The sequence below is a fragment of the Nonomuraea sp. MG754425 genome (genome assembly GCF_021699195.1).
Lineage (GTDB): Bacteria > Actinomycetota > Actinomycetes > Streptosporangiales > Streptosporangiaceae > Nonomuraea.
In genome coordinates this window covers 14,534-40,627 of the sequence record NZ_SSXE01000077.1, presented here as the reverse complement: position 1 = coordinate 40,627, position 26,094 = coordinate 14,534, and the positions used below count along the sequence as shown (strand labels likewise).

Annotated in this window: 26 protein-coding genes; 11 read left to right on the top strand and 15 right to left on the bottom strand. The window is 70.9% G+C overall.

Annotated elements, in window-relative coordinates:
* The 5 genes from FAF44_RS25750 to FAF44_RS25730 all read right to left on the bottom strand — a co-directional run.
* The coding region (locus FAF44_RS25750) for a thiamine pyrophosphate-binding protein (RefSeq protein ID WP_308193373.1) at window positions 1–642 on the bottom strand (642 nt) is incomplete at its 3' end.
* Window positions 629–1,408 (bottom strand): ABC transporter ATP-binding protein, encoded by a 780-nt coding sequence (locus FAF44_RS25745; RefSeq protein ID WP_237105827.1) that lies wholly within the window; start codon window positions 1,406–1,408, stop codon window positions 629–631. The genes FAF44_RS25750 and FAF44_RS25745, both read right to left, overlap by 14 nt.
* Window positions 1,401–2,126 carry an ABC transporter permease gene (locus FAF44_RS25740; RefSeq protein ID WP_237105828.1) on the bottom strand — a complete coding sequence of 242 codons (726 nt, stop codon included), beginning with the start codon at window positions 2,124–2,126 and terminating at the stop codon, window positions 1,401–1,403. The genes FAF44_RS25745 and FAF44_RS25740 overlap by 8 nt, the downstream gene beginning before the upstream one ends.
* 38 nt (window positions 2,127–2,164) lie before the next feature.
* On the bottom strand, window positions 2,165–2,953 hold the full coding sequence (locus FAF44_RS25735) for an ABC transporter permease (protein ID WP_237105826.1): 789 nt from the start codon (window positions 2,951–2,953) through the stop codon (window positions 2,165–2,167).
* Entirely contained in the window at window positions 2,950–3,891 is a 942-nt protein-coding gene (locus FAF44_RS25730) for an ABC transporter substrate-binding protein (RefSeq protein ID WP_237105825.1), read from the bottom strand. Before FAF44_RS25730 ends, FAF44_RS25735 begins: the two co-directional genes overlap by 4 nt.
* A gap of 105 nt (window positions 3,892–3,996) precedes the next feature.
* Here FAF44_RS25730 and FAF44_RS25725 point away from each other — a divergent pair, with 105 nt between their 5' ends.
* On the top strand, window positions 3,997–4,767 hold the full coding sequence (locus FAF44_RS25725) for an IclR family transcriptional regulator C-terminal domain-containing protein (RefSeq protein WP_237105824.1): 771 nt from the start codon (window positions 3,997–3,999) through the stop codon (window positions 4,765–4,767).
* 28 nt (window positions 4,768–4,795) lie between these two features.
* Here FAF44_RS25725 and FAF44_RS25720 read toward each other — a convergent pair whose 3' ends face one another.
* Both FAF44_RS25720 and FAF44_RS25715 read right to left on the bottom strand, forming a co-directional pair.
* On the bottom strand, window positions 4,796–5,656 hold the full coding sequence (locus FAF44_RS25720) for a MurR/RpiR family transcriptional regulator (protein ID WP_237105823.1): 861 nt from the start codon (window positions 5,654–5,656) through the stop codon (window positions 4,796–4,798).
* Entirely contained in the window at window positions 5,653–7,083 is a 1,431-nt protein-coding gene (locus FAF44_RS25715; RefSeq protein ID WP_237105822.1) for a glycoside hydrolase family 3 protein, read from the bottom strand. Before FAF44_RS25715 ends, FAF44_RS25720 begins: the two co-directional genes overlap by 4 nt.
* An 89-nt stretch (window positions 7,084–7,172) precedes the next feature.
* On the opposite strand from FAF44_RS25715, the gene FAF44_RS25710 reads away from it, so the two are divergent.
* Window positions 7,173–8,717 (top strand): glycoside hydrolase family 10 protein, encoded by a 1,545-nt coding sequence (locus FAF44_RS25710; protein ID WP_237105821.1) that lies wholly within the window; start codon window positions 7,173–7,175, stop codon window positions 8,715–8,717.
* A 240-nt stretch (window positions 8,718–8,957) separates the two neighbouring features.
* Here the strand turns inward: FAF44_RS25710 and FAF44_RS25705 are convergent, their stop codons facing one another.
* Window positions 8,958–9,605 (bottom strand): FHA domain-containing protein, encoded by a 648-nt coding sequence (locus FAF44_RS25705; RefSeq protein WP_237105820.1) that lies wholly within the window; start codon window positions 9,603–9,605, stop codon window positions 8,958–8,960.
* A gap of 181 nt (window positions 9,606–9,786) precedes the next feature.
* Between FAF44_RS25705 and FAF44_RS25700 the strand changes: the two genes are divergently transcribed.
* The 4 genes from FAF44_RS25700 to FAF44_RS25685 all read left to right on the top strand — a co-directional run bounded on the left by FAF44_RS25700 (window position 9,787) and on the right by FAF44_RS25685 (window position 13,678).
* Complete coding sequence (locus tag FAF44_RS25700) at window positions 9,787–10,908, top strand: citrate/2-methylcitrate synthase (RefSeq protein WP_237105819.1); 1,122 nt, start codon at window positions 9,787–9,789, stop codon at window positions 10,906–10,908.
* Window positions 10,905–11,207, top strand: coding sequence for a DUF3017 domain-containing protein (locus FAF44_RS25695; protein ID WP_237105818.1), 303 nt, complete (start codon window positions 10,905–10,907; stop codon window positions 11,205–11,207). The genes FAF44_RS25700 and FAF44_RS25695 overlap by 4 nt, the downstream gene beginning before the upstream one ends.
* A gap of 53 nt (window positions 11,208–11,260) precedes the next feature.
* Complete coding sequence (locus tag FAF44_RS25690; RefSeq protein WP_237105817.1) at window positions 11,261–12,475, top strand: NADP-dependent isocitrate dehydrogenase; 1,215 nt, start codon at window positions 11,261–11,263, stop codon at window positions 12,473–12,475.
* A gap of 174 nt (window positions 12,476–12,649) precedes the next feature.
* Entirely contained in the window at window positions 12,650–13,678 is a 1,029-nt protein-coding gene (locus tag FAF44_RS25685; RefSeq protein ID WP_237105816.1) for a polysaccharide deacetylase family protein, read from the top strand.
* A gap of 27 nt (window positions 13,679–13,705) precedes the next feature.
* Here the strand turns inward: FAF44_RS25685 and FAF44_RS25680 are convergent, their stop codons facing one another.
* Entirely contained in the window at window positions 13,706–14,833 is a 1,128-nt protein-coding gene (locus FAF44_RS25680) for a trans-acting enoyl reductase family protein (RefSeq protein WP_237105815.1), read from the bottom strand.
* A 162-nt stretch (window positions 14,834–14,995) separates the two neighbouring features.
* Here FAF44_RS25680 and FAF44_RS25675 point away from each other — a divergent pair, with 162 nt between their 5' ends.
* Together FAF44_RS25675 and FAF44_RS25670 are read left to right on the top strand one after the other, a co-directional pair.
* Entirely contained in the window at window positions 14,996–17,146 is a 2,151-nt protein-coding gene (locus FAF44_RS25675; RefSeq protein WP_237105814.1) for a serine/threonine-protein kinase, read from the top strand.
* Between the two features lie 59 nt (window positions 17,147–17,205).
* On the top strand, window positions 17,206–18,192 hold the full coding sequence (locus FAF44_RS25670; protein WP_237105813.1) for a malate dehydrogenase: 987 nt from the start codon (window positions 17,206–17,208) through the stop codon (window positions 18,190–18,192).
* Between the two features lie 78 nt (window positions 18,193–18,270).
* On the opposite strand, the gene FAF44_RS25665 is transcribed toward FAF44_RS25670, so the two are convergent.
* Window positions 18,271–18,423: a hypothetical protein gene (locus FAF44_RS25665; RefSeq protein WP_237105812.1), complete on the bottom strand. Its 153-nt coding sequence runs from the start codon at window positions 18,421–18,423 to the stop codon at window positions 18,271–18,273.
* Between the two features lie 37 nt (window positions 18,424–18,460).
* Window positions 18,461–19,408, bottom strand: a complete 948-nt coding sequence (gene galE, locus FAF44_RS25660; RefSeq protein ID WP_237105811.1) for a UDP-glucose 4-epimerase GalE — start codon at window positions 19,406–19,408, stop codon at window positions 18,461–18,463.
* Between the two features lie 86 nt (window positions 19,409–19,494).
* Here galE and FAF44_RS25655 point away from each other — a divergent pair, with 86 nt between their 5' ends.
* Both FAF44_RS25655 and trpS read left to right on the top strand, forming a co-directional pair.
* Window positions 19,495–20,808 (top strand): hemolysin family protein, encoded by a 1,314-nt coding sequence (locus tag FAF44_RS25655; protein WP_237105810.1) that lies wholly within the window; start codon window positions 19,495–19,497, stop codon window positions 20,806–20,808.
* Window positions 20,809–20,822: 14 nt separating this feature from the next.
* Window positions 20,823–21,827, top strand: coding sequence for a tryptophan--tRNA ligase (gene trpS / locus FAF44_RS25650; protein ID WP_237105809.1), 1,005 nt, complete (start codon window positions 20,823–20,825; stop codon window positions 21,825–21,827).
* A gap of 28 nt (window positions 21,828–21,855) precedes the next feature.
* Here trpS and FAF44_RS25645 read toward each other — a convergent pair whose 3' ends face one another.
* From FAF44_RS25645 to FAF44_RS25635, 3 genes are all read right to left on the bottom strand, one after another.
* Window positions 21,856–22,122, bottom strand: a complete 267-nt coding sequence (locus FAF44_RS25645; RefSeq protein WP_237105808.1) for a hypothetical protein — start codon at window positions 22,120–22,122, stop codon at window positions 21,856–21,858.
* The gene (locus FAF44_RS25640; RefSeq protein ID WP_237105807.1) at window positions 22,119–22,313 is read right to left on the bottom strand and encodes a hypothetical protein; all 195 of its coding nucleotides are present in this window, start codon (window positions 22,311–22,313) and stop codon (window positions 22,119–22,121) included. The genes FAF44_RS25645 and FAF44_RS25640 overlap by 4 nt, the downstream gene beginning before the upstream one ends.
* A gap of 110 nt (window positions 22,314–22,423) precedes the next feature.
* Window positions 22,424–23,614 (bottom strand): helix-turn-helix domain-containing protein, encoded by a 1,191-nt coding sequence (locus FAF44_RS25635; protein WP_237105806.1) that lies wholly within the window; start codon window positions 23,612–23,614, stop codon window positions 22,424–22,426.
* A 213-nt stretch (window positions 23,615–23,827) separates the two neighbouring features.
* On the opposite strand from FAF44_RS25635, the gene FAF44_RS25630 reads away from it, so the two are divergent.
* Window positions 23,828–24,889 carry a YhjD/YihY/BrkB family envelope integrity protein gene (locus FAF44_RS25630; RefSeq protein ID WP_308193372.1) on the top strand — a complete coding sequence of 354 codons (1,062 nt, stop codon included), beginning with the start codon at window positions 23,828–23,830 and terminating at the stop codon, window positions 24,887–24,889.
* On the opposite strand, the gene FAF44_RS25625 is transcribed toward FAF44_RS25630, so the two are convergent.
* A complete protein-coding gene (locus tag FAF44_RS25625) occupies window positions 24,878–26,014 on the bottom strand; it encodes a D-alanyl-D-alanine carboxypeptidase family protein (RefSeq protein ID WP_237105805.1) in 1,137 nt (378 codons plus the stop codon). The genes FAF44_RS25630 and FAF44_RS25625 overlap by 12 nt on opposite strands.
* Window positions 26,015–26,094: the final 80 nt, after the last annotated feature.

Genomic DNA, 26,094 nt, shown 5'->3' with positions numbered 1-26,094 from the left:
ACCACCACCACCACCGACGACGCCCGCGCCCGCCACGACGCCCGGCCTGCGCGCCCCGGCCAGCAGCTCCACCAGCGGCGCGAGGTCGGCGTCGGCCACGCCGGATGGCCGTACCAGCCGCGCGGGCGCGGCCATGGTCTCCTCGCCGAAGGGCGCCTCCCAGTCGTCCATCGGCACCACGACCAGCGCCGGCCCCCCGAACGTGGTCGCCTCGTGCCAGGCCCTGGCCACCGCGCCCGGCACGTCCTGCGCCCGCACCGGCTGATCGACCCGCACCGGGTACTCGCCGGCCAGCCCGGACAGCCGCCCGGCCAGGAACGGCTCCAGCGCCAGGTGCCGGCGGTCCTGCTGCCCGACGAGGATCACCAGCGGCACCCGGTTCTCCCTGGCGGTGGCGATGGCCCCGACCGCGTTGCCCAGCCCGGCCGTGGTGTGCAGGACGGCCAGCGCGGGCGCCCCGCGCCCGATCGCCCACCCGGTGGCCATGCCGACCACGGAGCCCTCGTGCAGGGCCAGCACGAACCGCAGGTCGTCCGGCAGCCCGGTGAGCAGCGACACCTCGGTGGAGCCGGGGTTGGCGAAGATCGTGGTCAGCCCGCAGCGCCGCAGGACGTCGAAGACCGCGTCCCTAACGGTCCGCACCGTGCCCCCTCGCCCGCTGGATCTGCCGGTACACGTGCCCGCGCAACTCCCCGAAGCGGGGCAGCGACCGGGTCGTGAGCTGGTCCCGCCCGGCGGGCAGGTCGATCTTCAGGTCCTCCATGACCGTGGTCGGCGACGAGGACAGCACCACGACCCGCTGGCCCAGGTAGACGGCCTCGTCGATGTCGTGGGTGACGAACAGCGTGGTGATCCGGGAGTCCCGCCACAACCGCAGGATCAGGTCCTCCAGGTCCGCCCTGGTCTGGGCGTCCACGGCGGCGAACGGCTCGTCCATCAGCAGCACCTCCGGCTCGTACGCCACCGCGCGGGCGATCGCCACCCGCTGCTGCATGCCGCCGGACAGTTGCCACGGATGCGCGCCGGCGGCGTCGGAGAGCCCGACCGACTCCAGCGAGCCGGCCACCAGCTCGCGCCGCCGCGCCGCCGGCACCCGTTTCTCCTTCAGCGGCAGCTCCACGTTCTGGCGCACGGTCATCCACGGGAACAGGCTGCGGCCGTACTCCTGGAAGACGACGGCCATGCGCGGCGGCGGCCCGGTCACGGGCACGCCGTTCACCCGCACCTCGCCGCCGCTGGCCGGCAGCAGCCCGGCCACGCAGCGCAGCAGCGTCGTCTTGCCGCAGCCCGAAGGGCCGACCACGCAGACCAGCTCGCCCGCGCCGACGCTGAGCGTGACCGAGCCGATCGCCTCGACCCGGCGTCCCGGGCTCACATAGACCTTGTGCAACTCGGAGATCTCAAGCACGGGCGGCTCCACTGCCGTAGTACCAGGCCAGCACCCACCGCTCCACGCGGCGGAAGAGCAGCGACAGCACCAGCCCGAGCAGCCCGAGCAGGAGGATCCCGCTCCACATCTCGGCGATCTGGAACTGCCGCTGGAACAGCACGATCGTGAACCCCAGCCCGCTGGAGCTGGCGAACATCTCGCTGATGACCATGAGGATGATCCCGATGGACAGCGCCTGCCGCAGCCCGGCCATGATCTGCGGGGCGGCCCCGGGGAGCACGAACCGGCGCAGCCGCGCGACGCCCCGGACGCCGTACATGCGGCAGGTGTCGGCGAGCACCCCGTCCAGCGCCCGCACGCCCTCCACGGTGTTGAGCAGCACGGGCCACACGCAGCCCGAGACGATGACCAGCACCTTCATCGGGGTGTCGATCCCGGCCAGCAGCATGATCAGCGGCACCAGCACGGGCGGCGGGACGGCCCTGAAGAACTCCAGCACCGGCTCCAGCGTGGCGCGCAGCCGCCGCGACAGCCCGATCGGCACGCCCAGGCCCACGCCGAGCAGCCCGGCCAGCGCGTACCCGGCCAGCAGCCGGCCCGCGCTGGGCAGCACGTCGTCCACGAGCCGCTCCGACAGCCACGTCTCGGCGAACGCCCGCGCCACGGCGGCGGGGCTCGGCAGGTAGAACGTGCTCCCGCTGACCGCCCACCACGCCAGCACCAGCAGCGCGGGCATCGCCAGCGCCCTGAGCACCTTCAGCGGACCGGACGCCGTCACGCCGCCACCTCCGAACGCACGGCCGGATGCCAGGCCAGCACCCGGCGCTCCAGCAGCCGCACGGCGGCGTTCACCGCGATGCCGACCAGCCCGGCCACCACGATCAGCGCGTACACGGAGGACACCGCGCCGCTGCTCTGCGCCACCTGGATCTCGGCCCCCAGCCCGGGGCTGCCGATGACCAGTTCGGCCGTCACCGCCAGGATGAACGCCACCGCCGCCGCCAGCCGCAGCCCGGTCATCACGTACGGCAGCGCGCTCGGCCACACCAGGTGCCGCACCCGTGACCAGGCCGACAGCCCGTACGACCTGGCGGTGTCGAAGGCGACCGGGTCCACGGCCGCCACGCCGTACAGGACCTGGATGAGCACCTGCCAGAACGCCGCGTAGACGACCAGCATCAGCGTCGAGCCCAGCGAGGGGCCGAACAGCAGCGTGGCCAGCGGCACCAGCGCCACCGACGGGATGGGCCGCAGGAACTCGACGGTCGAGTTCGTCAGCGCGCGCAGCCCCGGCACGATCCCGATGACCACGCCGAGCACGACCGCCGCGCCGAACGCCAGCGCCAGCCCGATCGCCCAGCCGCGCAGGGTCTCGCCCAGCGCGACCCACAGCTCGGGTGTGCCGAGCTGGGTGGCCAGCGTGGCGAGGATCTCGGAGGCGGGCGGCAGGAACCGCCCGTCCACCAGGCCGAGCCGGGGCACGGCCTCGATCAGCAGCAGCAGGCCGCCGAGCCCGGCGGCGCCGTACCCCAGTCTGGACAGCCAACCGTCGCGCCGGGTCACGGCATCAGCGTCGACACGTCGATCTTCTCCTTGAGCACGCCGTCCGCCGCCGCGAGGTCGGCGATGGTCTGGACGGACGCCTTGTTCACCTCCGCCGGCCACTTCGGCAGGTAGATCTTGGCGATCACCTCGGGGGCGATCTTCGTGTACGTCTTCAGCGCCTCGCGCACCTCGTCGGGATGGGCGTCGGCGTACTCCAGCGACTTGCGCAGCGCCGCCGTGAACCGGCCGGTCAGGTCGGGGTCGGTCCTGCCGGTGGTGAAGTACATGGCCACGGTCAGGTCGTCGGCGGCGTCGGCGAAGTTCCAGGCCACCGGACGGGCGCCCTGGCTGACGGCCTGGCTGACGAACGGCTCCACCACCCAGATGGCGTCCACCCGGCCGCTCTGCAGCGCGGCCGGCGCGTCGGGGAAGGGCAGTTCGACGAACTCGATGCCGGTCGGGTCGCCGCCGGCGTTGCGCACCGAGGCGCGCACGGTCGTGTCGCCGATGTTCTTGAGCTGGTTGACGGAGATCTTCTTGCCCGCCAGGTCCTTGGGCGCCTTGATCGGGCTGTCGGGCTTGACCAGCACCGCGCTGAAGTCCTTGCCCTGCTGCCCGGTGGAGGAGACGCCGTTGGCGACCACCTTCACGTCCAGGCCCTGCTGCTTGGCGGTCAGCAGCGATGTCACGTTGGCGAAGGCGAACTGGAACTGACCGCTCACCGCGCCGGAGATGGCCGCCGCGCCGCCCTGGACGGGCGTGATGGTGAGGTCGATCTTCTGCTCGGTGAAGAAGCCCTTGGCCTTGCCCAGATGGATCGGCGCGGTGTCGACGATGGCGATCACACCGGCGTTGACCTTGGACAGCCCTGAGCCTTGGGTGGACGCCGCGTTCTGCGTGCCGCCGCAGGCGGTCACGAGCAGTGCAGCGGTGAGGATCACGAGAGCGCGACGCACGGCTGGCTCCTCTTTCTGTTCGCGATGCGCACATGTATTCTCTGACCGAACAACCCCGTATCGCGGAAGCTACGCTTTTGTCGGCTCCTGTCAAGGGGATCACCCATGGTCGATCATGTGCAGTCGCTCGCCCGCGGGCTCGCGGTGATCCGGGCGTTCAGCGCCGCCGAGCCTGAGCTGACGCTCAGTCAGGTGGCCCGCGCCACCGGGCTCAGCAGGGCGGCGGCCAGGCGGTTCCTGATCACGCTGACCGACCTCGGATACGTGCGCAACGACGGCCGGCTGTTCGCGCTCACCCCGCGGGTGCTGGAACTCGGGTACGCCTACCTGTCCAGCCTGTCGCTGCCCGAGGTGGCCGACCCGCACCTCGAACGGCTGGCGGCCGAACTGCGCGAGTCGGCCTCGGTGGCGGTCCTGGACGGCGAGGACGTGGTGTACGTGGCACGCGTGGCCACCGCCCGGATCATGCGCGTGAGCATCAGCATCGGCACCCGCTTCCCGGCCTACTGCACGTCGATGGGGCGGGTGCTGCTGGCGGGGCTGCCTCAGGAGGAACTGGAGGCGTACCTGTCACGGGCCGGTCTGCGCCGGCTCACCTCCCGCACGATCGTGCTGCCCGCGGCGTTGCGCGCCGAACTGGACGAGGTACGGGCGCGCGGCTGGGCGATGGTGGACCAGGAGCTGGAGGAGGGGCTGCGCTCGATCGCCGCCCCGATCCGCGACCGGCTGGGCCGTACAGTGGCGGCGGTCAACGTCTCGACCCACGCCACCCGTACGAGCGTGCAGGCCGTGCACCGCGACCTGCTGCCGCCGCTGCTGGCCACCGCCGCCCGGATCGAGTCCGACCTGGCCTCGGTCGCCACCCCCCACCCCTGACGGGACACACCCGGCGGGAGACACCCGGTCAGCGCGCCCGGTAGCGGTCGGTGGCCTGGCGGGTGGCGCGGATGGCGGCGTCGGCGGTGTCGTAGCGACGCTGGGCCAGCCCGACGAACAGCACGTCCACGATCAGCAACTGGCTGATCCGGCTGGCCAGCGCGCCCGGCCGGAACGCGGTCTCGCGCCCCGCCGACACCAGCGTGTGATCGGCCAGCTCGGCCAGCGACGATCGCGGGTTGTTCGTGATCCCCACGACCTGCGCCCCCGCCTCGGCCGCCGTCCGGGCGGGCACCAACACGTCGGGCGTCTCCCCGCTGCAACTGATCGCCACCGCCACGTCCCCGGGACGCAGCAGCGCCGCGCTGGTCAGCGCCAGGTGGGCGTCGCTGAACGGGTGGCTGGACAGCCCGATCCGCAGCAGCTTCTGCGACATGTCCGCGGCCACCAGCCCGGACGCCGCCACCCCGTACACGTCCACCCGCCGCGCCTCCGAGATCGCCGAGACGACCTCGGCGAGCTGGACGGGGTCGAGCTGGGCAGCGGTGTCGGCGAGCGCCTCGGACTCGGCCCGCGCGACCTTGGCGATCACGTCGGTGAGCGGGTCGTCGGGCGCGAGGTCGCCGGGCACCAGCCGCTCGGGCTCCTTGGCCACGGCCGCCGCCAGCGCGAAGCGGAGCTGCGAGTAGCCGGAGAAGCCCAGCGCACGGGCCGTGCGCACGATCGTCGCCTCGCTCGTCCCGGACACCGAGCTGAACTCGGTGATCGTGCTGCGCACGACCACGCGGGGGTCGTCCAGGATGAGCCGGGCGATGGACTGCGCCGCCGGCGTCAGCGAGGGCAGCACGGCGCGTACGGCCGCGACGGGGTTCGCGGGTTCGACGCTCACTGGACCAGCCATTCCGCCGCCGCCTGCGCCGACACCCGGGAGATGCCGTGGGTGGCGACGTGTGTGGCCCCTTCCGGCGGGGCGGGTATGCCGGTGTCCACCACGATCGCGTCGGGCCGCACCGCGAGGGCCTTGGCCACGACGTCGCGCACCCAGTCGTGCCGGGCGGCGTCGTGCACGACCAGCACCACCGGCCGGTCGTCGAACGCGGGCAGATCGCCGCCGGGGCCCAGCCGCACGCCGGCCGTGTCCGGCAACAGGGCGGCCAGCGCGGCCGCGACGCCGGTCCGCACGGCGGGGTCCACGGCCTGGCTGAGCCGGGTGTTGACCTCGACGACCAGCGGCGCGCGGTCGAGCCCGGCGGTCCCGGTCGTGCTCAGCGCGGCGCGGGCGGCACGCAGGCCCACGCCCTCGTCCACGTCGTCGTGGGCCTGCGCGCGTGCCTGCGCCTGGCCCGCGTACCAGCCGGACAGCGCCCGCACCCGCGCGGCGGCCTCCGCGAGCCGCTCCTCGGGCAGCCGGCCCGCGCGGACGGCGGCCACGACGGCCTCGCGCAGCTCGCGCAGGCCGTCCTCCGTGGTCAGCCCGACGCAGATGGCGTCCACACCCGCGGCGAGCGCGCGCACGGCGATCTCGCCGGGGGTGAACATGGCGGCCACCGCCTGCATCTCGATCGCGTCGGTGACGAGCATCCCGTCGAAGCCGAGCTCGCCCCTCAGCAGCTCGGTCAGGACGGTACGGCTCAGCGTCGCCGGCAGCGACGGGTCGAGCGCGGGCACGAGCAGGTGGCCGGACATGATCGAGCGCACCCCGGCCTCGATCGCGGCCCGGAACGGCGGCAGGTCGCGCTCGGCGAGCACCTCGCGCGCGGCGTGCACGGTGGGCAGCGCCAGGTGGGAGTCGGTGACGGTGTCCCCGTGGCCGGGAAAGTGCTTGGCGCACGCGGCCACGCCCGCGCCCTGCACGCCGCGCACGTACGCGACGGTGTGCCGGGCGACCAGCTCCGGCGTCGGCCCGAACGAGCGTACGCCGATGACCGGGTTGGCCGGGTTGGCGTTCACGTCGGCGGAGGGGGCGTAGTCGAGGGTGATGTCGAGGTCGGCGAGCATCCGGCCGATCTGGCGGCCCACCTGTTCGGTGAGCGCCACGTCGTCCACGACGCCCAGCGCCCGGTTGCCGGGGAAGGAGCTGCCGGCCGCGACCTCCAGCCGGGTGACCGTGCCGCCCTCCTCGTCGATGGCGATCACCGCATCGGGGTTTCCGGCGCGGATCTGCCGGACGAGCCGGCCGTCCACGGCGTTGCGGGCGAACAGCACCACCCCGCCGAGTCCCTCGTCCAGCGCACGGCGCAACCAGTCGGGGACGGAGGTCCCGTCGAACCCTGGGTGCAGCGCCGTCATCGCCAGTCTGTCCAGGTCACCGCTCATCGGCATTTTCCTTCACAGTTGTTGATCTGAAGGTAATTTTCTGTCATTGTCGGCTTCGATACAACCACCTCCGAGAGGCCACCCCCCCCATGCACAGCCGCAGGACTCTCCTGAAGGGCCTCGCCCTCGCCGCCGCAGCCACCGCCGTCCCGATGCCCGCGTTCGCCCTCTCCGCCTCCCCGCAGGCGGACCAGATCCCGCCGCTGCGCCAGATGCGCGGCATGTGGATCGCGTCCGTGGTCAACATCAACTGGCCGTCCAAGCCCGGTCTGAGCGCCGACGAGCAGAAGGCCGAGTACCTCGCCTGGCTGGACGTGGCCGTCCAACGCAAGCTCAACTCCGTGTTCGTGCAGATCAGGCCGACGGCCGACGCGTTCTGGCCGTCGCCGTTCGAGCCGTGGTCACAGTACCTGTCCGGCACGCAGGGCAAGGACCCCGGCTACGACCCCCTCGGGTTCGCGGTCGAGGAGACGCACAAGCGCGGCCTGGCCTTCCACGCCTGGTTCAACCCGTACCGCGTCTCGATGCAGGCCGACCCGGCCCAGCTCCACCCCGACCACCCCGGACGGCGCAACCCCGAGTGGATCCTGCCGTTCGGCGGCAAGCTGTACTACAACCCGGGCATCCCGGAGGTCCGCAAGTTCTGCCAGGACGCGATGATGGACGCGGTCACCCGCTACGACATCGACGGCCTGCACTTCGACGACTACTTCTACCCGACCAACACCACGGCCTTCGACGACGCCGAGGAGTTCGCCAAGTACGGCGCCGGCTTCCCCGACCTGGCCGCCTGGCGGCGCGACAACGTCGATCTCATGGTGCGGGAGATGCAGCAGCGCGTGCTGGCGGCCAAGCCGGAGATCGCCTGGGGCATCAGCCCCTCCGGCATCTGGCGCAACAAGGGCACCGACCCGCTCGGCTCCGAGACCAGCGGCGGGCAGTCCTACGACAACCTGCACGCCGACACCCGGGGCTGGGTCAAGAAGGGCTGGCTGGACTACATCGCGCCGCAGCTCTACTGGTACATCGGGCAGCCGCCGGCCGACTACTCCAAGCTCGTGCCCTGGTGGTCGGACGTGGCGAGCGGCACCGGCACGCTGCTGTGGATCGGGCAGGCCGCGTACAAGGCCGGCGACCCCGCGCAGGCCGCCGAGTGGCAGGTCCCGGACGAGCTGTCCAAGCACCTGACGCTGAACCGGGCGCACCCCGAGATCGGCGGCGACATCTGGTACAACGCCAACGACGTCAAGGTGGACCGGCTCGGCTCCATCTCCACCGCGGTCAAGGATCACTACGTGCGGCCCGCGCTCGCTCCCGTGCTGCCCAGGCTGGCCGACGGGGAACCGCCGCGCCGGCCGGTGGTGGCGTACGCGCTGCGCCGCCCGGGCGGCGTCGAGGTACGGGCGGTCGCCACGGGCCGGGACGAGCCGTTCCTGTTCGCGATCTTCCGCTCCGACCGGCACGCGGACGCCGCCGCCTTCGCCGACGCGCGCAACCTGGTCGCGGTCGTGCCCGGCGACCGGCAGGTCCGCTGGACCGACCCCGACGGCAAGCGCGGCGACCACTACTACGCGGTGGCGGTGGACCGGGCGAACCGGACCAGCAAGCCGAGCAACGGCTTCCGGGTGGTGTGAGGGCGCCGCCCCGGACCGATCTGCCGGATGAGCTGAACGTGCTCTGAGGGCGTGCTACGCCTGCGCGCGTCGCCGGCCGTTTTCCTGACCGGTGACGAGCCCGGCGTGCGCCCCTCAGGTGCGCGCCGCTGCTCGGATCCGTGCCGGAGGACCGGCACGGATGGGGCGGAAGGTTCCGATGCTGCCGGAACCCCTCGCCGTAGTTCCGGTCGCGATCTCAGAAGCCCTGGTGCGGACCCGTCACGAGGCCCTTCGCCCGGCAGCCGACGGCTGCTCGGCGGAGGTTCCCGACGCCCGTTGTGGCGGAACCACCGGGGTCGGGCGCACCAGACCGAGCGCGACGACCTCGTTGGCCAGCCGGGTGCGCCGGTTGGTGCCCTCGGGAATCCTGAACTTCTGGTACAGCCGCAGCAGATGCTGCTTGACCGCGGCCTCGGTCACGACCAGGTCGTCGGCGATCTCACGTGCCGTCGCCGGAGCGACGAACGCCTCGTCGGACAGCGCCGGCCGGCAGAGCGAGGTCAGCACATCGACCTCGCGTCTGGTCAGCTCGGGCGCGGCAGCCCTGCGCAGTTCGACCTCAGGGGTGAAGTCCTCTCGGGGGACTCCACCGATGCGACCCCGCGCCGCGCCGAAGGAGACGACGTCGCCGTCGTCGAGCACCCTCCGGGCGATCGGCCTGCCGTTCACCCGTGTGCCGTTCCTGGACAACCCCAGGTCGACGACATACAGGTAGGGTCCTCGTCTGACGAACTCGGCATGGAGTCGAGACACGCTGGGATCGGTGAGCCGGATGTCTGCGCCCCGGCCCCTTCCGACCGTCGTGATCTCGGGGCGCAACGGGACCACCTCGCCAGTGTCCTCGATGCGTATGAACGGCCCCTCCACGGCAGTTCCTCCCCAGGTAGCCCGCCGTAACTATTACTACAGCTCCGGCTTACCCAACCGAGGGGATGCGGAATCTCCTTTGCCGAAAGGAGAATCCGGCGTGAAATTGGTTTGGGGCTTTGCGGCCGGTTTTACCTGCTCACGGGTAGACTTCGGGCCAGGATAAGCGGAGGAAACACTCATGGCGGACAAGCCCACGAAAGGTCTGGCCGATGTCGTAGCGGCGTCCACAGCGCTGAGTGACATCGACGGAAAGGCCGGTCGCCTCTTCTACCGTGGATACGACATCCACGACCTGGCCGGCCGCGCGACGTTCGAGGAGACCGCGCACCTGCTCCAGCGTGGCAAGCTGCCCTCCCGCTCCGAGCTGGGCGCCTACCGCGCCGAACTCGCTCAGGGCCGGGAACTGGGCGCCCTCGTGTCCGCGAACATCGCCGAGATCGCCGAGAAGCAGAAACCCATGGAGGCGCTGCGCTCGCTGGTCTCACTGGCAGGCGCCGACGACCCGGACAAGAGCTCCATCGCCCCCGACGCCAACCTGCGCAAGGCGGCCCGGCTGGTCGCCCAGCAGCCGCTGCTCGTCGCCCGCTACCACGCCGCCCGCACCGGCTCCGAGGTCCCCGAGGCGGACCCGTCGCTGAGCATCGCCGCGAACTTCCTGCTCCAGATCACCGGCCGCACCCCCGCACAGCGCGAGGTCGAGATCCTCGACGAGTGCCTGGTGCTGCACGCCGACCACACCATGAACGCCTCCACCTTCGCCGCCCGCGTCTGCGCCGCGACCCTGTCGGACATGCACTCCGCCATCGTCGCCGCCATCGGCACCCTCAAGGGCCCGCTGCACGGCGGGGCGAACGAGCAGGTCATGAAGACCCTGGAGTCGCTGTCGCCGTCAGGTGTGGCGCAGGCCGTACGCGACAAGCTCGCCGCCGGCGAGAAGATCATGGGCTTCGGCCACCGCGTCTACAAGACCGAGGACCCGCGCGCCACGCATCTGCGCAGGATGTCCGCCGAGCTGGGCGAGGCCACCGGCGACGACACCTACTACCGGATGTCCAGGGAGATGGAGGAGGTCGTCCTCGAGACGAAGGGCCTCTTCCCGAACGTCGATTTCTACGCGGCGTCGGTTTACCACTACCTTGGCATTCCGACTGACCTGTTCACGCCGGTCTTCTCCATCAGCCGCATGTCCGGCTGGACCGCTCACGTCATCGAGCAGCACGCCGACAACAGGCTGATCCGCCCCGACAGTGAGTACATCGGTGAGACCGACCAGAAGTGGAAGCCGATAGAGGAGCGTTGAGCCAACAGAGGACCGAACACGAGAGCTGGGGGCCGTACCCGCTGATCCTGGCGGGCGCGGTCGTCGGCGTGCTCGTGATTCTGCTCGTGAACCCGCGCTGGGGCGGGTTCGTACTGGGCGCCGCCATCATGGTCGGCGCCGCGCTGCGTTTCGCCGGGTACGGCGGCCAGCTCGCGCTGCGGAGCAAGAGGAACGACGTCATCACGCTGTCCGTGTTCGGATTCGTGCTGGTCCTGACCTCGCTGCTGCTCTACAACAACGAGCTGAAAGCGCTCATCCTCTCCCTTTTCGCACCGTGACCGGACGGTCCGATAGCCTCAACGCATCAATTCATTGAAGGGGAACCATTCGCATGCCCAAGATCAAGGTGGAGGGCCCCGTCGTCGAGCTTGACGGCGACGAGATGACCCGGATCATCTGGCAGTTCATCAAGGACCAGTTGATCCTTCCCTACCTCGACGTCGACCTGAAGTACTACGACCTCGGCATCGAGTACCGCGACGCCACGGACGACCAGGTCACCATCGACGCCGCCAACGCCATCAAGAAGTACGGCGTCGGTGTGAAATGCGCCACCATCACCCCTGACGAGGCGCGGGTCGAGGAGTTCGGACTCAAGAAGATGTGGAAGTCCCCCAACGGGACCATCCGCAACATCCTCGGCGGCGTCATCTTCCGCGAGCCGATCATCATGTCGAACGTGCCGCGGCTCGTGCCGGGCTGGACCAAGCCGATCGTCGTCGGCCGTCACGCCTTCGGCGACCAGTACCGCGCCACCGACCTGAAGATCCCCGGCGAGGGCACACTGACGCTGACGTACACGCCGAAGGACGGCTCCGAGCCGATCGAGCTCGACGTGTACGACTTCCCCGGCGGTGGCGTCGCGATGGCGATGTACAACCTCGACGAGTCGATCCGCGACTTCGCCCGCGCGTCGATGCGCTACGGCCTGAACCGCAACTACCCGGTCTACCTCTCGACCAAGAACACGATCCTCAAGGCGTACGACGGCCGCTTCAAGGACATCTTCGCCGAGGTCTACGAGAGCGAGTTCAAGAGCGAGTTCGAGCAGGCCGGCCTGACCTACGAGCACCGCCTCATCGACGACATGGTCGCCGCGGCGCTCAAGTGGGAGGGCGGCTACGTCTGGGCCGCGAAGAACTACGACGGCGACGTCCAGTCCGACACGGTCGCCCAGGGCTTCGGCTCGCTCGGCCTGATGACCTCGGTCCTGATGACCCCCGACGGCCAGACCGTCGAGGCCGAGGCCGCGCACGGCACCGTGACCCGCCACTACCGCCAGCACCAGCAGGGCAAGCCCACCTCCACCAACCCGATCGCCTCGATCTTCGCGTGGACGCGTGGCCTGGCCCACCGCGGCAAGCTCGACAACACCCCCGCGGTGAGCGAGTTCGCCGGCAAGCTGGAGCAGGTCTGCATCGAGACCGTCGAGGGCGGCCAGATGACCAAGGACCTCGCGCTCCTGGTCGGCGGCGACGCCAAGTGGCTCACCACCCAGGACTTCCTCGCCGCGCTCGACGAGAACCTCAAGAAGAAGATGGCTTGATCGCCGTTCTTCCCCCACACGCTGAGGGCCGCTTCCCCGTGGAGCGGCCCTTTTCGGTTCATGGCGCGTCCGGGCGGCCCTTTCCCATGTCTTGACGCGCAGGGCGGCGTGGCGCTGTTGATCACATGGGTATGAGGCAGCTCAGAACAGTCGTACGCGTTTCGGGGGGTTCGGATGCGACTGCGTTTTCTGTGTGGGCTGGGGGCGCTCACCGCCGCCGCGATCCTGACGGGCTGCGACTCACAGCCGGAGACCACCAAGCTGGCTGAGACCAAGGTGGACGCCGCTGCCAGGCTCAAGGCGGCCAAGGCCGCCAAGCTCAAGAACGCGGCCAACGTCAAGGCGAACGAGCTGGGCCAGATCCCGGTGCTCATGTGGCACCGCATCGTGCCCAAGCCGCAGACGACCGACGACAGGTCGCCGCAGCAGTTCAGGAGGGATCTGGAACGCCTGATCAAGGAGAACTACGTGCCGGTCAGCGCCGGCGACTACGCGGCCGGCAAGATCGACATCCCGGCCGGGAAACATCCCGTGGTGCTGACCTTCGACGACTCATCTCCATCACAGCTCACCCTGAACGAGATGGGCGTCCCGCAGAAGGACACCGCGATCGCCATCCTCAAGGAGGTCGCCGCGGCGCACCCGGGCTGGAAGCCGAAGGCCACCTTCTTCGTCACGCGTGACATGTTCGGCAAGACCGTGCGCGAGGAGCAGGCGCAGGCGCTGCTCTGGCTCAAGGACAACGGCTTCGAGATCGGCAACCACACGCGCGACCACCTCAACCTGCGGGGCCGCTCGCAGAAGGAGGTCGAGGAGCAGATCGGCTCGATCGGCAAGACCATCAGCTCGCTCTCCTTCACCGACCCGACGACGATCGCCCTGCCCTACGGCAACCAGCCGACCAAGAAGGACTGGGCGCTGCACGGCAAGCAGTACAAGCACAAGGGCGCGTTCCTGGCCGGGTACACGCCCGCGCCGGCGCCGTTCAGCAAGTCGTTCGACGCGGCGGGGATCCCGCGGATCAAGGCCATGGAGAAGAAGGGCGACTGCGCCCAGTTCTGCTCGGAGGCCTGGCTCGACTGGCTGCAGAAGAACCCGGACATGCGCTACACCTCCGACGGGGACGTGAGCACGGTCGCCTATCCGAAGTACAAGACGCCGTACCTGCGCAAGTCCTTCGCGAACTGGAGCCTGCCCTACTGACGGCCGGCCGATCGCGAGGAGGGACCGTCAGGATCTCCGGTCGAAGGTGATCCCGGCGCGGTGCAGGCGGTCGATGAGCGGCTGTCCCATGGCCGAGGCGGTGGTGAGCTGGCCCGCGCGTTCGGGGACGTCGTCGAAGGCCAGGCACAGCGCCGACTCCGCGAGCATCTTGGCGGTCTCGTCGTAGCCCGGGTCGCCGCCGGAGACCTCCGTGACCACCCGCTCGCCGCCGCCCTCGCCCAGGAACGTGACCTTGAACCAGCTCCTGGCCCGCCGCGCCGGTGACGGCCCCTCCCCGGGCCGGATCCGGCCCTGCAGCCAGCGCCGCGCCGGCGGGACCTGGGCCAGCGCGACGACCGCGCCCGCGCCCGCCACCGTGGCGAGCGCCCGCGGCAGGGTGCGCACCGCGTAGTGCTGGCGGTAGGTGAAGTCCGGGCCGTAGCGGTCGAGCAGACGGGCGGAGTAGCCGACGATGCGCGGGTCGAGGGTGGGCATGGGCAGCGCCCAGCCGCCCACGTGACGCAGCCCGCCCGGCAGCGCGCTGACCGTGCGGCCCGCGGGCACGGGCTCGGCGGAGCGACGCCGGGCGGCCTGCTCGGCGGTCTTGCGGGCGCGGCCGGCGGCGGTCAGCAGGGTGGCCGTCGTGCCACCGGACGGGCGTCCGTCACCCCGCAGGAAGCCGCTGACCTTCAGCGGGACGTCCTCGGGCAGCCGGGTGACGGTGAACAGGACGCCGAGGTCGTACGGGATCGAGTCGAAACCGCAGGCGTGCACGAGCTTCGCGCCGCTGCCGAGCGCCCGGTCGTGGTAGTGGACGTACACGCGGTCCACGAACTCCGGCTCTCCCGTGAGGTCCAGGTAGTGGGTGCCCGCGTCGGCGCAGGCGGCGACGAGCGGCTCGCCGCGCAGCACGTACGGGCCGACCGTGGTGGCCAGGACGCGGGTCTGGCGGGCGAGCGCCGCGAGCGAGGCCGCGTCGGCGGCGTCGGCGACCAGGATCGGCACGTCGAGTCCGAGCCGCTCCAGCTTGGCCCGGTCGCGCCCGGCCAGCGCCCAGCGGGTGCCGGGGCCGGCCGCCCTGGCGAGGTAGGCGGCGGTCAGCGCGCCGGTGAACCCGCTCGCGCCGAACAGCACGATGTCATAGGGGCGATCCATGGTCTCGAGGCTTCACCGGATGGCGTTCGGGCGCAAGGCATCGCGCGCGCGTGGCGTGGAAGACCTGAATCGTGACGTAGCCAAACCTTAAGCGATCCCTGAGAAGTTGCTGAGCGTCGTAAAGTTTGCGTCGATGGGGTTCTGTACACGTGGGGATGACGAATGCCGCAAATCTCGCCGCTGGTCGCCGGCGATCCCACCGAGCTGGGGTCCTTCCGGCTGTCCGGACGGGTCGGGGAAGGTGGCCAGGGCATCGTCTATCTGGGGGTCGACGACAAGGGCGAGCGGGCCGCGATCAAGCTGCTGCACGTCAAGTTCAGCGGTGACACCATCGCCAGGTCGCGCTTCGCGCGGGAGCTGAAGGCGGCGCAGCGGGTGGCGTCGTTCTGCACCGCCCGCGTGATGGAGGCCGACCTCGACGGCGACACGCCCTACATCGCCAGCGAGTACATCGACGGACGTCCGCTGCGGGAGATCGTCGAGACCGACGGGCCGCTCACCGGCACGGTCCTCGACCGACTGGCCATCGGCACCGCCACCGCGCTCACCGCCATCCACCACGCCTCGATCGTGCACCGCGACTTCAAGCCCGACAACGTGCTCATCGCCGCCGACGGGCCGCGCGTGGTGGACTTCGGCATCGCCCGGATCATCGACTCCACCGGCACGATCACCAGCCGCGCCATCGGCACCCCCGCCTACATGGCCCCCGAGCAGATCGCCGGCGACGACATCGGGCCCTACACCGACGTCTTCTCGTGGGGGGCGACCATCGCCTTCGCGGCGACCGGCCAGGTGGTCTTCGAGGGCAAGTCCATCGCCACCGTGCTCAACCGCATCCTCAACCACGAGGTCGACGTCAGCATGCTGGACGAGCCGTTGCGCGGTGTGGTGCGCGAGGCGCTGGCCAAGTCGCCGGCCGAGCGGCCGTCCGCCGACCAGATCCTGCTGCGCCTGCTGGGGCAGTCGTCCTCGGTGGGGGCCTCCACCGCGGTGCTCACCAAGGGCGTGCAGGTGGCCGGCGACGACACCACGCCGTTCATCCGGGTGTCGGCCGGATCCATCACCGACCAGCCGGGACGCAAGACCGGCGCCTCGCCGGTGCCGTCCCCGCCGCAGGGTGGCGCCACGGCGGCGGGCCAGACGGGTGGCTCCGGTGCGCAGGGCCACCACCGCACCACGGGCACGCCGGGCCCGATGACAGGACCGGCTCAGGCGCCGGTGACAGGACCCGCGACCGGACCCGCGACCGGACCCGCGACCGGACCCGCGACCGGACCCGCGACGGGGCCCCCGACCGGATCCGCGGCCGGACGGACGGCCATGACGGCTCCGGCGGCGGGCGTGGGGCAGCACTCCGGCACGGCCCCGCCGGACGGGGGCGCGCCGCCGCCGTACCCGGCGGCCGAGCCGATCGTGCCCGAGCGGCGCAGGCGGGCGAAGGTATGGCCGGCGCTGCTCGTCGCCGTCGCGCTGATCGCCGCGGCGGCGATCGCGCTGGTGACCGACGGCGGCCTGGAGCGCCTGACGTTCTTCGGCGGAACAGGCCAGGTCGAGCCGACCCGCGAGCCAGAGCCCGCCACCAGCTTCGCCACCGTGGTGGACAAGGTGGCGCGCACCGGCAAGATCGTGATCGGCGTGAAGGGCGACCTGCCGGGCGTCGGGCTGCAGAACGGCAACGCCTTCCAGGGCTTCGAGATCGATATCGCCCAGCGGCTCGCGACGGAGCTGGGGGCCAGGCAGACGGAGTTGATCTGGGTCGCCAGGGAGGAGCGCGACGACGCGCTCGCGGACGGCCGGGTGGACCTGGTGGTGGCCACGTACTCGATCGACAAGAGCGAGACGCGCTTCGCGGGGCCGTACTACCTGGCCCACCAGGATCTGCTGGTCCGCGCGGGCAGCGGCATCGAGAAGATCGCGGACCTGAAGGGCAGGCGGATCTGCGCGCCGGACAACTCGTCGGTCGGCAAGGTCCAGGACCGGGTGGCGGTCGAGCCGGTCGCGGCCAGCGACTACGCGGTCTGCATGGACATGCTCAGGAGCGGGAAGGTGGACGCGGTGCCGGGCGACGACCTGATCCTCGCCGGGTTCGCGGCCAGGGAGAACCTGCGCTACAAGATCCTCGGGGCCAAGCTCACCAACGAGCGTTACGCGGTCGGCATCAGGAGCGGCGACGTGCGCACCTGCCGCGCGGTGCAGGCCGTGATCGCCGATCTCTACGCCAAGGGCGCCGTCGAGCAGCTTCTGACCAGGCATTTCTCGAAGGTCGCCTTCGATGCGGAGCTGAAGGTGCCCGCGATGGAAACCTGCTGATGACGAGCGGGTAACATCCCCAAGGTCAACCGAATTTCGCTGCGAGTTAGGGGAAGGCCATGGCGTCGTCAGCCACTGTGCCCGTCAAGGTGACCGTCACCGGAGCCGCCGGCCAGATCGGCTACGCATTGCTGTTCCGCATCGCGTCGGGGCAGTTGCTCGGCGCCGACGTGCCGGTCAAGCTCAGCCTGCTGGAGGTCCCGGGGGCGGTCAAGGCGGCCGAGGGCACCGCGATGGAGCTGGACGACTGCGCGTTCCCGCTGCTGTCCGGCATCGAGATCACCGATGACCCCAATGTCGCCTTCGCCGGCGCCAACGTCGCGCTGCTGGTCGGCGCGATGCCGCGCAAGGCCGGCATGGAGCGCGGCGACCTGCTCGGCGCCAACGGCGGCATCTTCGGCCCGCAGGGCAAGGCCATCAACGACCACGCGGCCGACGACATCAGGGTGCTGGTCGTGGGCAACCCGGCCAACACCAACGCGCTCATCGCCCAGCAGCACGCGCCCGACGTGCCGGCCGACCGCTTCACCGCGATGACCAGGCTCGACCACAACCGCGCGCTGTCCCAGCTCGCCGCCAAGCTGCAGGTCCCGGTCGCCGAGATCAAGAAGATGACGATCTGGGGCAACCACTCCGCCACGCAGTACCCCGACCTGTTCCACGCCGAGGTGGGCGGCAAGATCGCAGCCGAGCAGGTCGACACCGAGTGGCTGAGCGGCACGTTCATCCCGACGGTGGCCAAGCGCGGGGCCGCCATCATCGAGGCCCGCGGCGCCTCCTCGGCGGCCTCGGCCGCCAACGCCGCGATCGACCACGTCCACGACTGGGTCAACGGCACCGACTGGACGTCCGCGGCCGTGGTCTCCGACGGCTCCTACGGCGTGCCCGAGGGCCTCATCTCGTCGTTCCCGGTGCGGGCGGCGGGCGGCCAGTTCGAGATCATCCAAGGTCTCGAGATCGACGCCTTCTCCCGCGAGCGCATCGACGCCAGCGTGCGCGAGCTGGAGGAGGAGCGTCAGGCGGTGAAGGAGCTGGGCCTCATCTGAGCCCCGCGCCCGCTGCCTTCGTGAACGCGCGCCGCCCGCTCGATCGGGGGGCGCGCGTTGCGCGTTCGGGCCGCCGGCTCACGGGGGCACCACCTCGGGGCAGGAGGTCGGCCGGATGGCGGGGTCGGGCCCCGGGGTGGCGAAGATGACGCCCGCCGCGGCCAGCGCGCTGCAGACCACGATGAGGGCACCGAAGATCAGCTTCGTGACCCTTGGTGAAAAGCTCCTCACATTTCGGTATCACAGCACACATTCCCGCTCCGCATGGTCATTTCCCGGAAAGCGCTCCCCAGGCGTCGGAAACGATGTCGCGCAGCGCCGCCCGCTCGGGCTTCCAGCCCAGCTCACGCTGGATCCTGGCGGAGGAGGCGACCAGGACGGCCGGATCGCCGGGCCGCCTGTCCCCGACCACGGCGGGGATCTCGTGCCCGGTGACCTCGCGGCAGACCGAGATCACCTCCTGCACGGAGAAGCCGGTGCCGCTGCCCAGGTTGTAGACGCGGTGCTCGCCGGGGGTGGCCGCGTCGAGTGCCAGCAGGTGGGCCCTGGCCAGGTCGGCGACGTGGATGTAGTCGCGCACGCAGGTGCCGTCGGGCGTGGGGTAGTCGGTGCCGAACACGCTCACCGACTCGCGCTCGCCGGTCGCCACCTTCAGCACGTTGGGGATGAGGTGGGTCTCGACCGCGTGCCGCTCGCGGTAGCGCCCGTACGCGCCGGCCACGTTGAAGTAGCGCAGGCTCACCGCGCCCAGGCCGCGCTGGCGGGCGTACGCGCTCAGCGCGGTGTCCACGGCCAGCTTGGAGGCGCCGTACGGGTTGGTCGGCCGGGTGGGGTCGCCCTCCTCGATCGGTGAGCGCTCCGGCTCCCCGTACGTGGCCGCCGTCGAGGAGAACACGATCCGGTGCACGCCCTTGTCGCGCATGGCGTCGAGCAGCCCCAGCGTGCCGCCCAGGTTGTTGGCCCAGTACCGCTCCGGGTGCTGCACCGACTCGCCCACCAGCGACTTGGCCGCGAAGTGCAGCACCGCCTGGACGCCGTCGAGCGCCTGGCCGGCCTCGGTGATGTCGGCACGGACGAAACGGGCGCCCTGCGGCACCGCGTCCTCATGCCCGGTTGACAGGTCGTCGAGTACGGTCACCTCGTGTCCGGCCTCGATGAGCTGCGCCGACACGACACTGCCGACGTATCCGGCGCCTCCGGTGACCAGCAGCCTCATGTTCACTCCTGTGGAAATATGTTTGATTTTGTACGGCTTGCCGTTCAGCATACGCGGGAAAACCGACGAGTACGCTGCCAACCACAATGTTTGACACCCTTGCGGCCAACATCGCCCTGGTCCTGCTGTTCATCTTGATCGGGGGGTTCTTCGCCGCCGCGGAAATCGCGATGGTCTCCCTGCGGGACAGCCAGGTCCGCAAGCTCTCCAAGCAGGGCCGCCGCGGCGAGCGCGTGGCCAAGCTGGCCCACGACCCCAACCGGTTCCTGTCGGCCGTGCAGATCGGCGTGACCGTGGCCACCATGTTGTCGGCCGCGTTCGGCGCCGACCGGCTGGCCACCCACCTCGTGCCCGCGCTGGAGCTGGTGGGGGTGCCGCGGGCCGTGACGCCCGTGCTGTCGCTGGTGCTGGTCACGCTGGCGATCTCGTACGTGTCGCTGGTGCTGGGCGAGCTGGCCCCCAAGCGACTGGCGCTGCAGCGGGCCGAAGGGCTGTCGCTGTTCGTGGCGCCGTTCCTCGACCGCATCGCCGCCCTGTCCCGCCCGATCATCTGGACGTTGTCGAAGTCCACCGACGGCGTGGTCAAGCTGCTCGGCGGCAACCCGGAGGCCGACCGCGAGGAGGTCACCACCGAGGAACTGCGCGACATGGTGGTGGGCCACACCGACCTGACCGCCGACGAGCGCAAGCTCATCGCCGAGGTGTTCGCCGCCGGCAAGCGGCAGCTCCGGGAGGTGATGCTGCCGCGTACCGAGGTGGAGTTCATGGAGGCCGACACCCCGCTCGACCAGGCCGCCCGCCTGGCCGCCACGCTCCCGCACTCGCGCTTCCCCGTCTACCGCGACACCTACGACGAGGTCATCGGCTTCGTACACGTCCGCGACCTGCTGGACCCCGAGCTGATCGGGCGCACCGAGCCGATCAGCGCGGTCGTGCCGATCAGGACGGCCAAGTTCGTGCCCGCCTCCAAGCGCCTGCTCACCACGCTCAACGAGATGCGCGCCGAGGGCCAGCACCTGGCCATCGTGGTGGATGAGTACGGCGGCACCGCCGGCATCGTCACCATGGAGGACCTGGTCGAGGAGCTGATCGGCGACATCAGGGACGAGTACGACGTCGAGGAGGACGTCGTGGTCCTGCCCGCCGGCGAGATCGAGATCGACGGCCTGACCAACCTCAACGACTTCGCCACCGAGACCGGCATCCGCCTGCCCGACGGCCCCTACGAGACGCTCGCCGGGTTCGTCATGGCCATGCTGGGCCACGTGCCGGACATGGGGGAGCGGGTGGAGTTCTCCGGCTTCGAGCTGACCGTCACCGAGCTGGACGGCCGCCGTATCGCGAGAGTGAGAGTGAAACGCCGAGCGCCCGCCGAGTCGCTCCCCGAGCAGGATTCCTGACACAATTGCCTGCTATGGCCAGACCTCGTGTACTCTCCGGCATCCAGCCCACCGCGGACTCCTTCCACCTGGGCAACTACCTGGGTGCGGTCCGCCAGTGGGTCACCATGCAGGAGACTCACGACGCCTTCTACTGCGTGGTCGACCTGCACGCGATCACCGTGCCGACCGAGCCCGACGCGCTGCGCCGGCGCAGCCGGGTGGCCGCCGCGCAGTTGTTCGCCGCCGGGCTCGACCCCGAGCGGTCCACCGTCTTCGTGCAGTCGCACGTACGCGAGCACACCGAGCTGGCCTGGGTGCTGATCTGCCTCACCGGCATGGGCGAGGCGGGCCGGATGACGCAGTTCAAGGACAAGTCGGCCAAGTTCGGGGAGAGCGCGGCCAGCGTCGGCCTGTTCACCTACCCGATCCTCCAGGCCGCCGACATCCTGCTCTACCAGGCCGACCGCGTCCCGGTGGGGGCCGACCAGAAGCAGCACCTCGAGCTCACCCGCGACCTGGGCCAGCGCTTCAACCACCGCTTCGGCGACACGTTCAGGCTGCCCGAGCCGTACATCCTCAAGGAGGTCGAGAAGATCACCGACCTCCAGGACCCGACGGCGAAGATGTCGAAGTCCTCCTCCAGCCCCGCGGGCATCCTCGACGTGCTGGAGCAGCCGGGGCCGCTGCGCAAGAAGGTCATGCGGGCGGTCACGGACACCGGTTCCGAGGTGCTGTTCGACGAGGAGAACAAGCCGGGCATCTCCAACCTGCTGCGCATCCAGTCGGCGCTGACCGGCACGCCCATCCCCGAACTGGTCGCCCGTTACGAGGGCCAGGGCTACGGCACCTTCAAGAAGGACGTCGCCGAGGCCGTGGCCGAGACGTTCACGCCGATCAGGGAGCGTACGGAGAAGCTGCTGGCCGATGAGAAGGAGCTCGACCGCATGCTGGCGGTCGGCGCCGGGCGGGCGTCGGCGGTGGCCAAGGAGACGATGGCGCAGGTCCGCGACAAGGTGGGCTTCCTGCCGACCCTGTGAGACCCCCGGTCCGCGGCGGGCCGGGCCGTCAGGCGCCGGCCCGGCCGTTGTGCAGGAGGCAGCACTGATGGGAGAGGGCGGAGGCGAGGGTGAAGGCGTCCTGGCAGCCGATCCGCGCCCGCACCCCGCCGGCCGACAGCCGCGCCGTCACCGGTCGCCGCAGGACGGCCGTCCACCGGGTGGTCGCGGGCGCATCGGCGCGGAAGTCGATCTCCCACGCCGGGTACGTGGTGCGCAGGACGTCGAGTTGCCGTCCCAGCAGCGGCCCTTCACCCTCGGACGGCGTCGCCGTCATCCTCTCCTGGCCGTCCGGTGCACGCGGAGGATGGCGCGCAGGGCGGCCAGGCTGGGTCTGGTGAACCGGGTCTCGTCGCGGGTGGCGGTCCAGCCGGAGCGATGGCGTTCGAAGGACCACTCGGGAAACTCCCGCCCGGCCTCCTGAAGAAGACGTTCCATGACGAAGTCGGCATTCGGCGCTCTACTCATGGACGCAGAGTCGCACGGGTACGCCGGTACGTGACGAACTCGGGCGCGGGATCTCCCAGTTCGCAACGACCGAACTCAGAGTTCGGCGAGGGCGGGGCCGGGGCGCGGGTTCAGATGGGGATGTCGTGCCGCTCGGCGAGGTAGCGTACCTCGGGCGCCCACGACGGCCTGGCCCGCCGCGCCAGCGAGCGCACCATCTCGCGCAGCAGCAGCTTGTGGTCGAGCTCCTCCGGGCACTCGCGCTCGATCCGCAGCAGATGGAGCAGGCTGGCGGCGTCGTCGCCCAGGTCCTCGCAGGCGCGGGCGACCTGCGCCAGATGGGTGGCGCGGCGTTCGATGGACGGCGTGCGGCGCAGGTCGATGTCGTCGGCCAGGTGCAGCACCGCCTCGGGGCGGCCGATGTCGTTCTCGATGCTGGCCATGTGGATGGCGACGTTCGTGGGCCCGAAGAAGGCCAGGTCGTAGACGCCCGAGCAGTCTTCGACCCGTTCGGCCAGGCGCGCCGCCGGGCCGCGTACCCGCTCCTTGGCCGCGTCGTCGGCGCCCATCCGGGCCTCGCCGATGGCGGCGAGCAGGTGCAGGGCTCCGAGTGCCTTCACGTGCCGCTCGTCGCCGTCGGCCACGTGCGGTTCGAGCTGCTCGATGGCGCGCCGCGCGACGTCGTACGCGATCTGGTGCATGTCGTCCGACAACATCGACTGCCCCAGGTTCCAGTACGCCCACGCGATCATGAGCGGATCGCCGGACATCTCGGCGAAGCGCATCGCCCGGTCGGCGGCGAGGTGCGCGAGGTCCACCCGCCGCAGGTGTTTGAGCACCCCTCTGGCCAGCAGGTACGCGTCCGTCGCCACGCTGTGCGAGCGCGGCGTCTGCTCCAGCGCCAGGCTCTCGGCGTCGGTGACCAGGGACGGCAGGGCCGCCATCAGGATCGAGTAGCGGCGCGTCGAGGTGAACCAGGCGTTGCGGGCGGCGGCCACCCGTTCCGAGAGCTGTTCGGCGTCGGGCGGCTCGATGTCCGGCTCCAGCGACCGGCCGGCGAACAGGGCCCGCTCGATGTCGCTGATCTGCGGCCTGCTGGGCTCGTGCGAGTCGCGCGGCGCCTCGCCCAGGAGGATGGCGGTGCGTACCCCCAGCACCTTGGCGATCTCGCGCAGCAGGGGGAGCGAGGGTGTGCGTTTGCCGTGCTCGATCAGCTCGATGTGCCTGGGGGTGCAGCCGGACTGGGTGGCCAGTGCGGTGGTGCTCATGCCCCTGCGCTCGCGCTGGAGCCTGACCATCTGTCCGGTGCCGGTTTCGGCCATAGGCGTGCCGCCTCCTGGATCGGTCCCAACTCCCCACAGGCTAGGGCTCCCGGCACCCCGCTGCCATGGTTTCCGCCCTGCTCAGGCCATATCGGGGGGTGGCCGACAGCCCACGCAGAAGGGAGAATCATTCATGTTTCGGTCGGGCTGTGGGCGCGAGCAGGGCGTCCGCAGCCCGGGGACCGGGGGCGTGCGGCCGTACGTGGTGGGCAGGTGCTCCATCACGACCTGGCGACGGTCCCCGCGACCCGGGCGACCGCCGCCGCGGGAAGAGGGATGGTGATGGCCAGAGTCGCCGAGCGCGTCGAGTCGGTACGGTCCTGGGGGCGCGGCAGGCTGGACGACTGGCGGGTGCGCAGGCCGTCGCTCGACCATCTCATCAGGGCGGTGCGGCGCTACCAGCTCCAGTTCGGCGACCGGCTGGCGGGCGCGGTCACCTACTTCACGTTCCTGTCCTTCTTCCCGATCGTGGTGCTGGGCTACTCGGTGCTCGGCTTCGCGGTGGCCACCAGCGAGGCCACCCGGCACGCCCTGGACCAGGCGATCTCCGAGCGGCTGCCGGGCCTCATGGAGCAGCTCAACCTCGACCAGATCGCCCAGGCCAAGACGGCCGCGGGCATCATCGGCCTGCTCGGCCTGCTCTACGCCGGGCTCGGCGCGCTCGACGCGCTGCGCGGGGCGCTGCGGGAGATGTCGATGACCACGACGCCGCCGCTCGGCTTCGTCCCCGGCAAGCTGCGCGACCTCGTCTCGCTGGTGCTGCTGGGCGTCACGGCGGTCACGTCCGTGCTGGTCGCGGGGTTCGCGACGACCGCCACCGACAAGGTCATGGGCCTGCTGTTCGGCGCCGAGTCGGCGGTGGGCACCCTCACGCTGCGGGTGGGCGGGGTGGCGGCGAGCGTCGGGGCCGACTGGCTGCTGTTCGTGATCCTGCTCGGCTGGGTGGAACGGCCGACCCGGCCGTTCCGGATGATCGCCAAGGGCGCCCTGCTGGGCGCGCTCGCGTTCGGCGTGCTCAAGCAGGTCGCGACGCTGCTGCTGGCGACCACCCTGGGCAACCCGGTGTACGGCGCGTTCGCCGTCACCGCCGGGCTGCTGGTCTGGATGAACCTCTCGGCCCGGCTCGTGCTGTTCGTCGCGGCCTGGACGGCCACCGCGGGGCTCGGCCCGCCGCCCACCCCGACGCCGATCCCCTGGGCGGGAGCGGGCGGCCCCGCGGCGGCCGGCCCGGAGCCGGACCGGTCGCCGGGGGCGGGACGGCCGTCAGACGCGTGAGCGTCCGCGCCGGCGGCGGATGCCGTACCCGAGCCAGATCATCCCGAACAGCAGGCCCCCGCCGATCACCAGCGAGCCGATCGTCCTGGTCTCGTCGGTCTGCTTGGCGGCGGCGGTGTCCAGCAGCGGCGGCTGGGCCGCCTGGGTGACGGACACGCCGGGCGAGGCCGCCGCCGCGCTCGGGACGGCGGAGGGCCCGGGAGCGGCGAGCGCCGCGGCCGGGAGCGGGTCGACCAGCCGCCCGACCGGGGCGGCCTTGCCCCGTACCGAGAAGCCCCAGTCGAGGAGCTGGGAGACCTCCTCCCAGAAGAAGCCCTCGTGCTTCATGATGCTGACCACGATCGTGTGGCCGCCGCGGGTGGCCGCGCCGACGAAGCTGGCCTGGGCCTTCGACGTCCAGCCGTTCTTGACGCCGATCATGCCGTCGTAGCGCCAGAGCAGCTTGTTGTGGTTGCTGATCTCGTAGTGCCCCTTGGGCGCGGGGAACTTGGAGGTCTTGGTGCTGATGTAGCGCTTGAAGTCGGGATTGGCCAGGCCCGCGCGGGCGATCAGCGCCAGGTCGTACGCCGAACTGCTCTGGCCGGGCTTGTCCAGCCCGCTGGGCGTCTTGGCCACCGTGTCGAACGCCTGCAGCCGTTTGGCCTCGGCGTTCATGTCGGCCATGGTCTTGGCCAGGCCGCCGTTCGTCTCGGCCAGGGCCATGGCGGCGTCGTTGCCCGACGACATCATCAGCGCCTTGAACAGGTCCTCGACCTTGTACGTGGTCTTGGGCGACAGGCCGACGGCGCTGCCCTCCTGGTTGCAGGCGTTCTGGCTGGGCCGGATTCGGCGTTCCTTGTCCAGCTTCGGGATCAGGGTGACCGCGGTCAGCGTCTTGAGTGTGCTGGCAGGCAGGTAACGCCCGTGGGCGTCCTTCGCGGCGAGCACCTCACCCGTGTCGGCGTCCGCGATGACGTACGAAGTAGCCTTGCTCTTGGGCGGCTTCTTGACGCCTGTGGGGGCGACCAGACCGTGGCCGCCCAGCGCCTCGCCGCCGACCGGCGACGTCGGTTCGGCGTGTGCGGTCGCGCCGGTGAGCGTGACCGAGGCGATGAGTGCCGAGACCGGCAAGATTTTCGTCCACATGGCGGTCTCAGCGTAGCTCCGTGATAGTGCGCATGTGGCGACACATCCCCCGAAGATCCACCTTCGATGCAAGAGAGGTA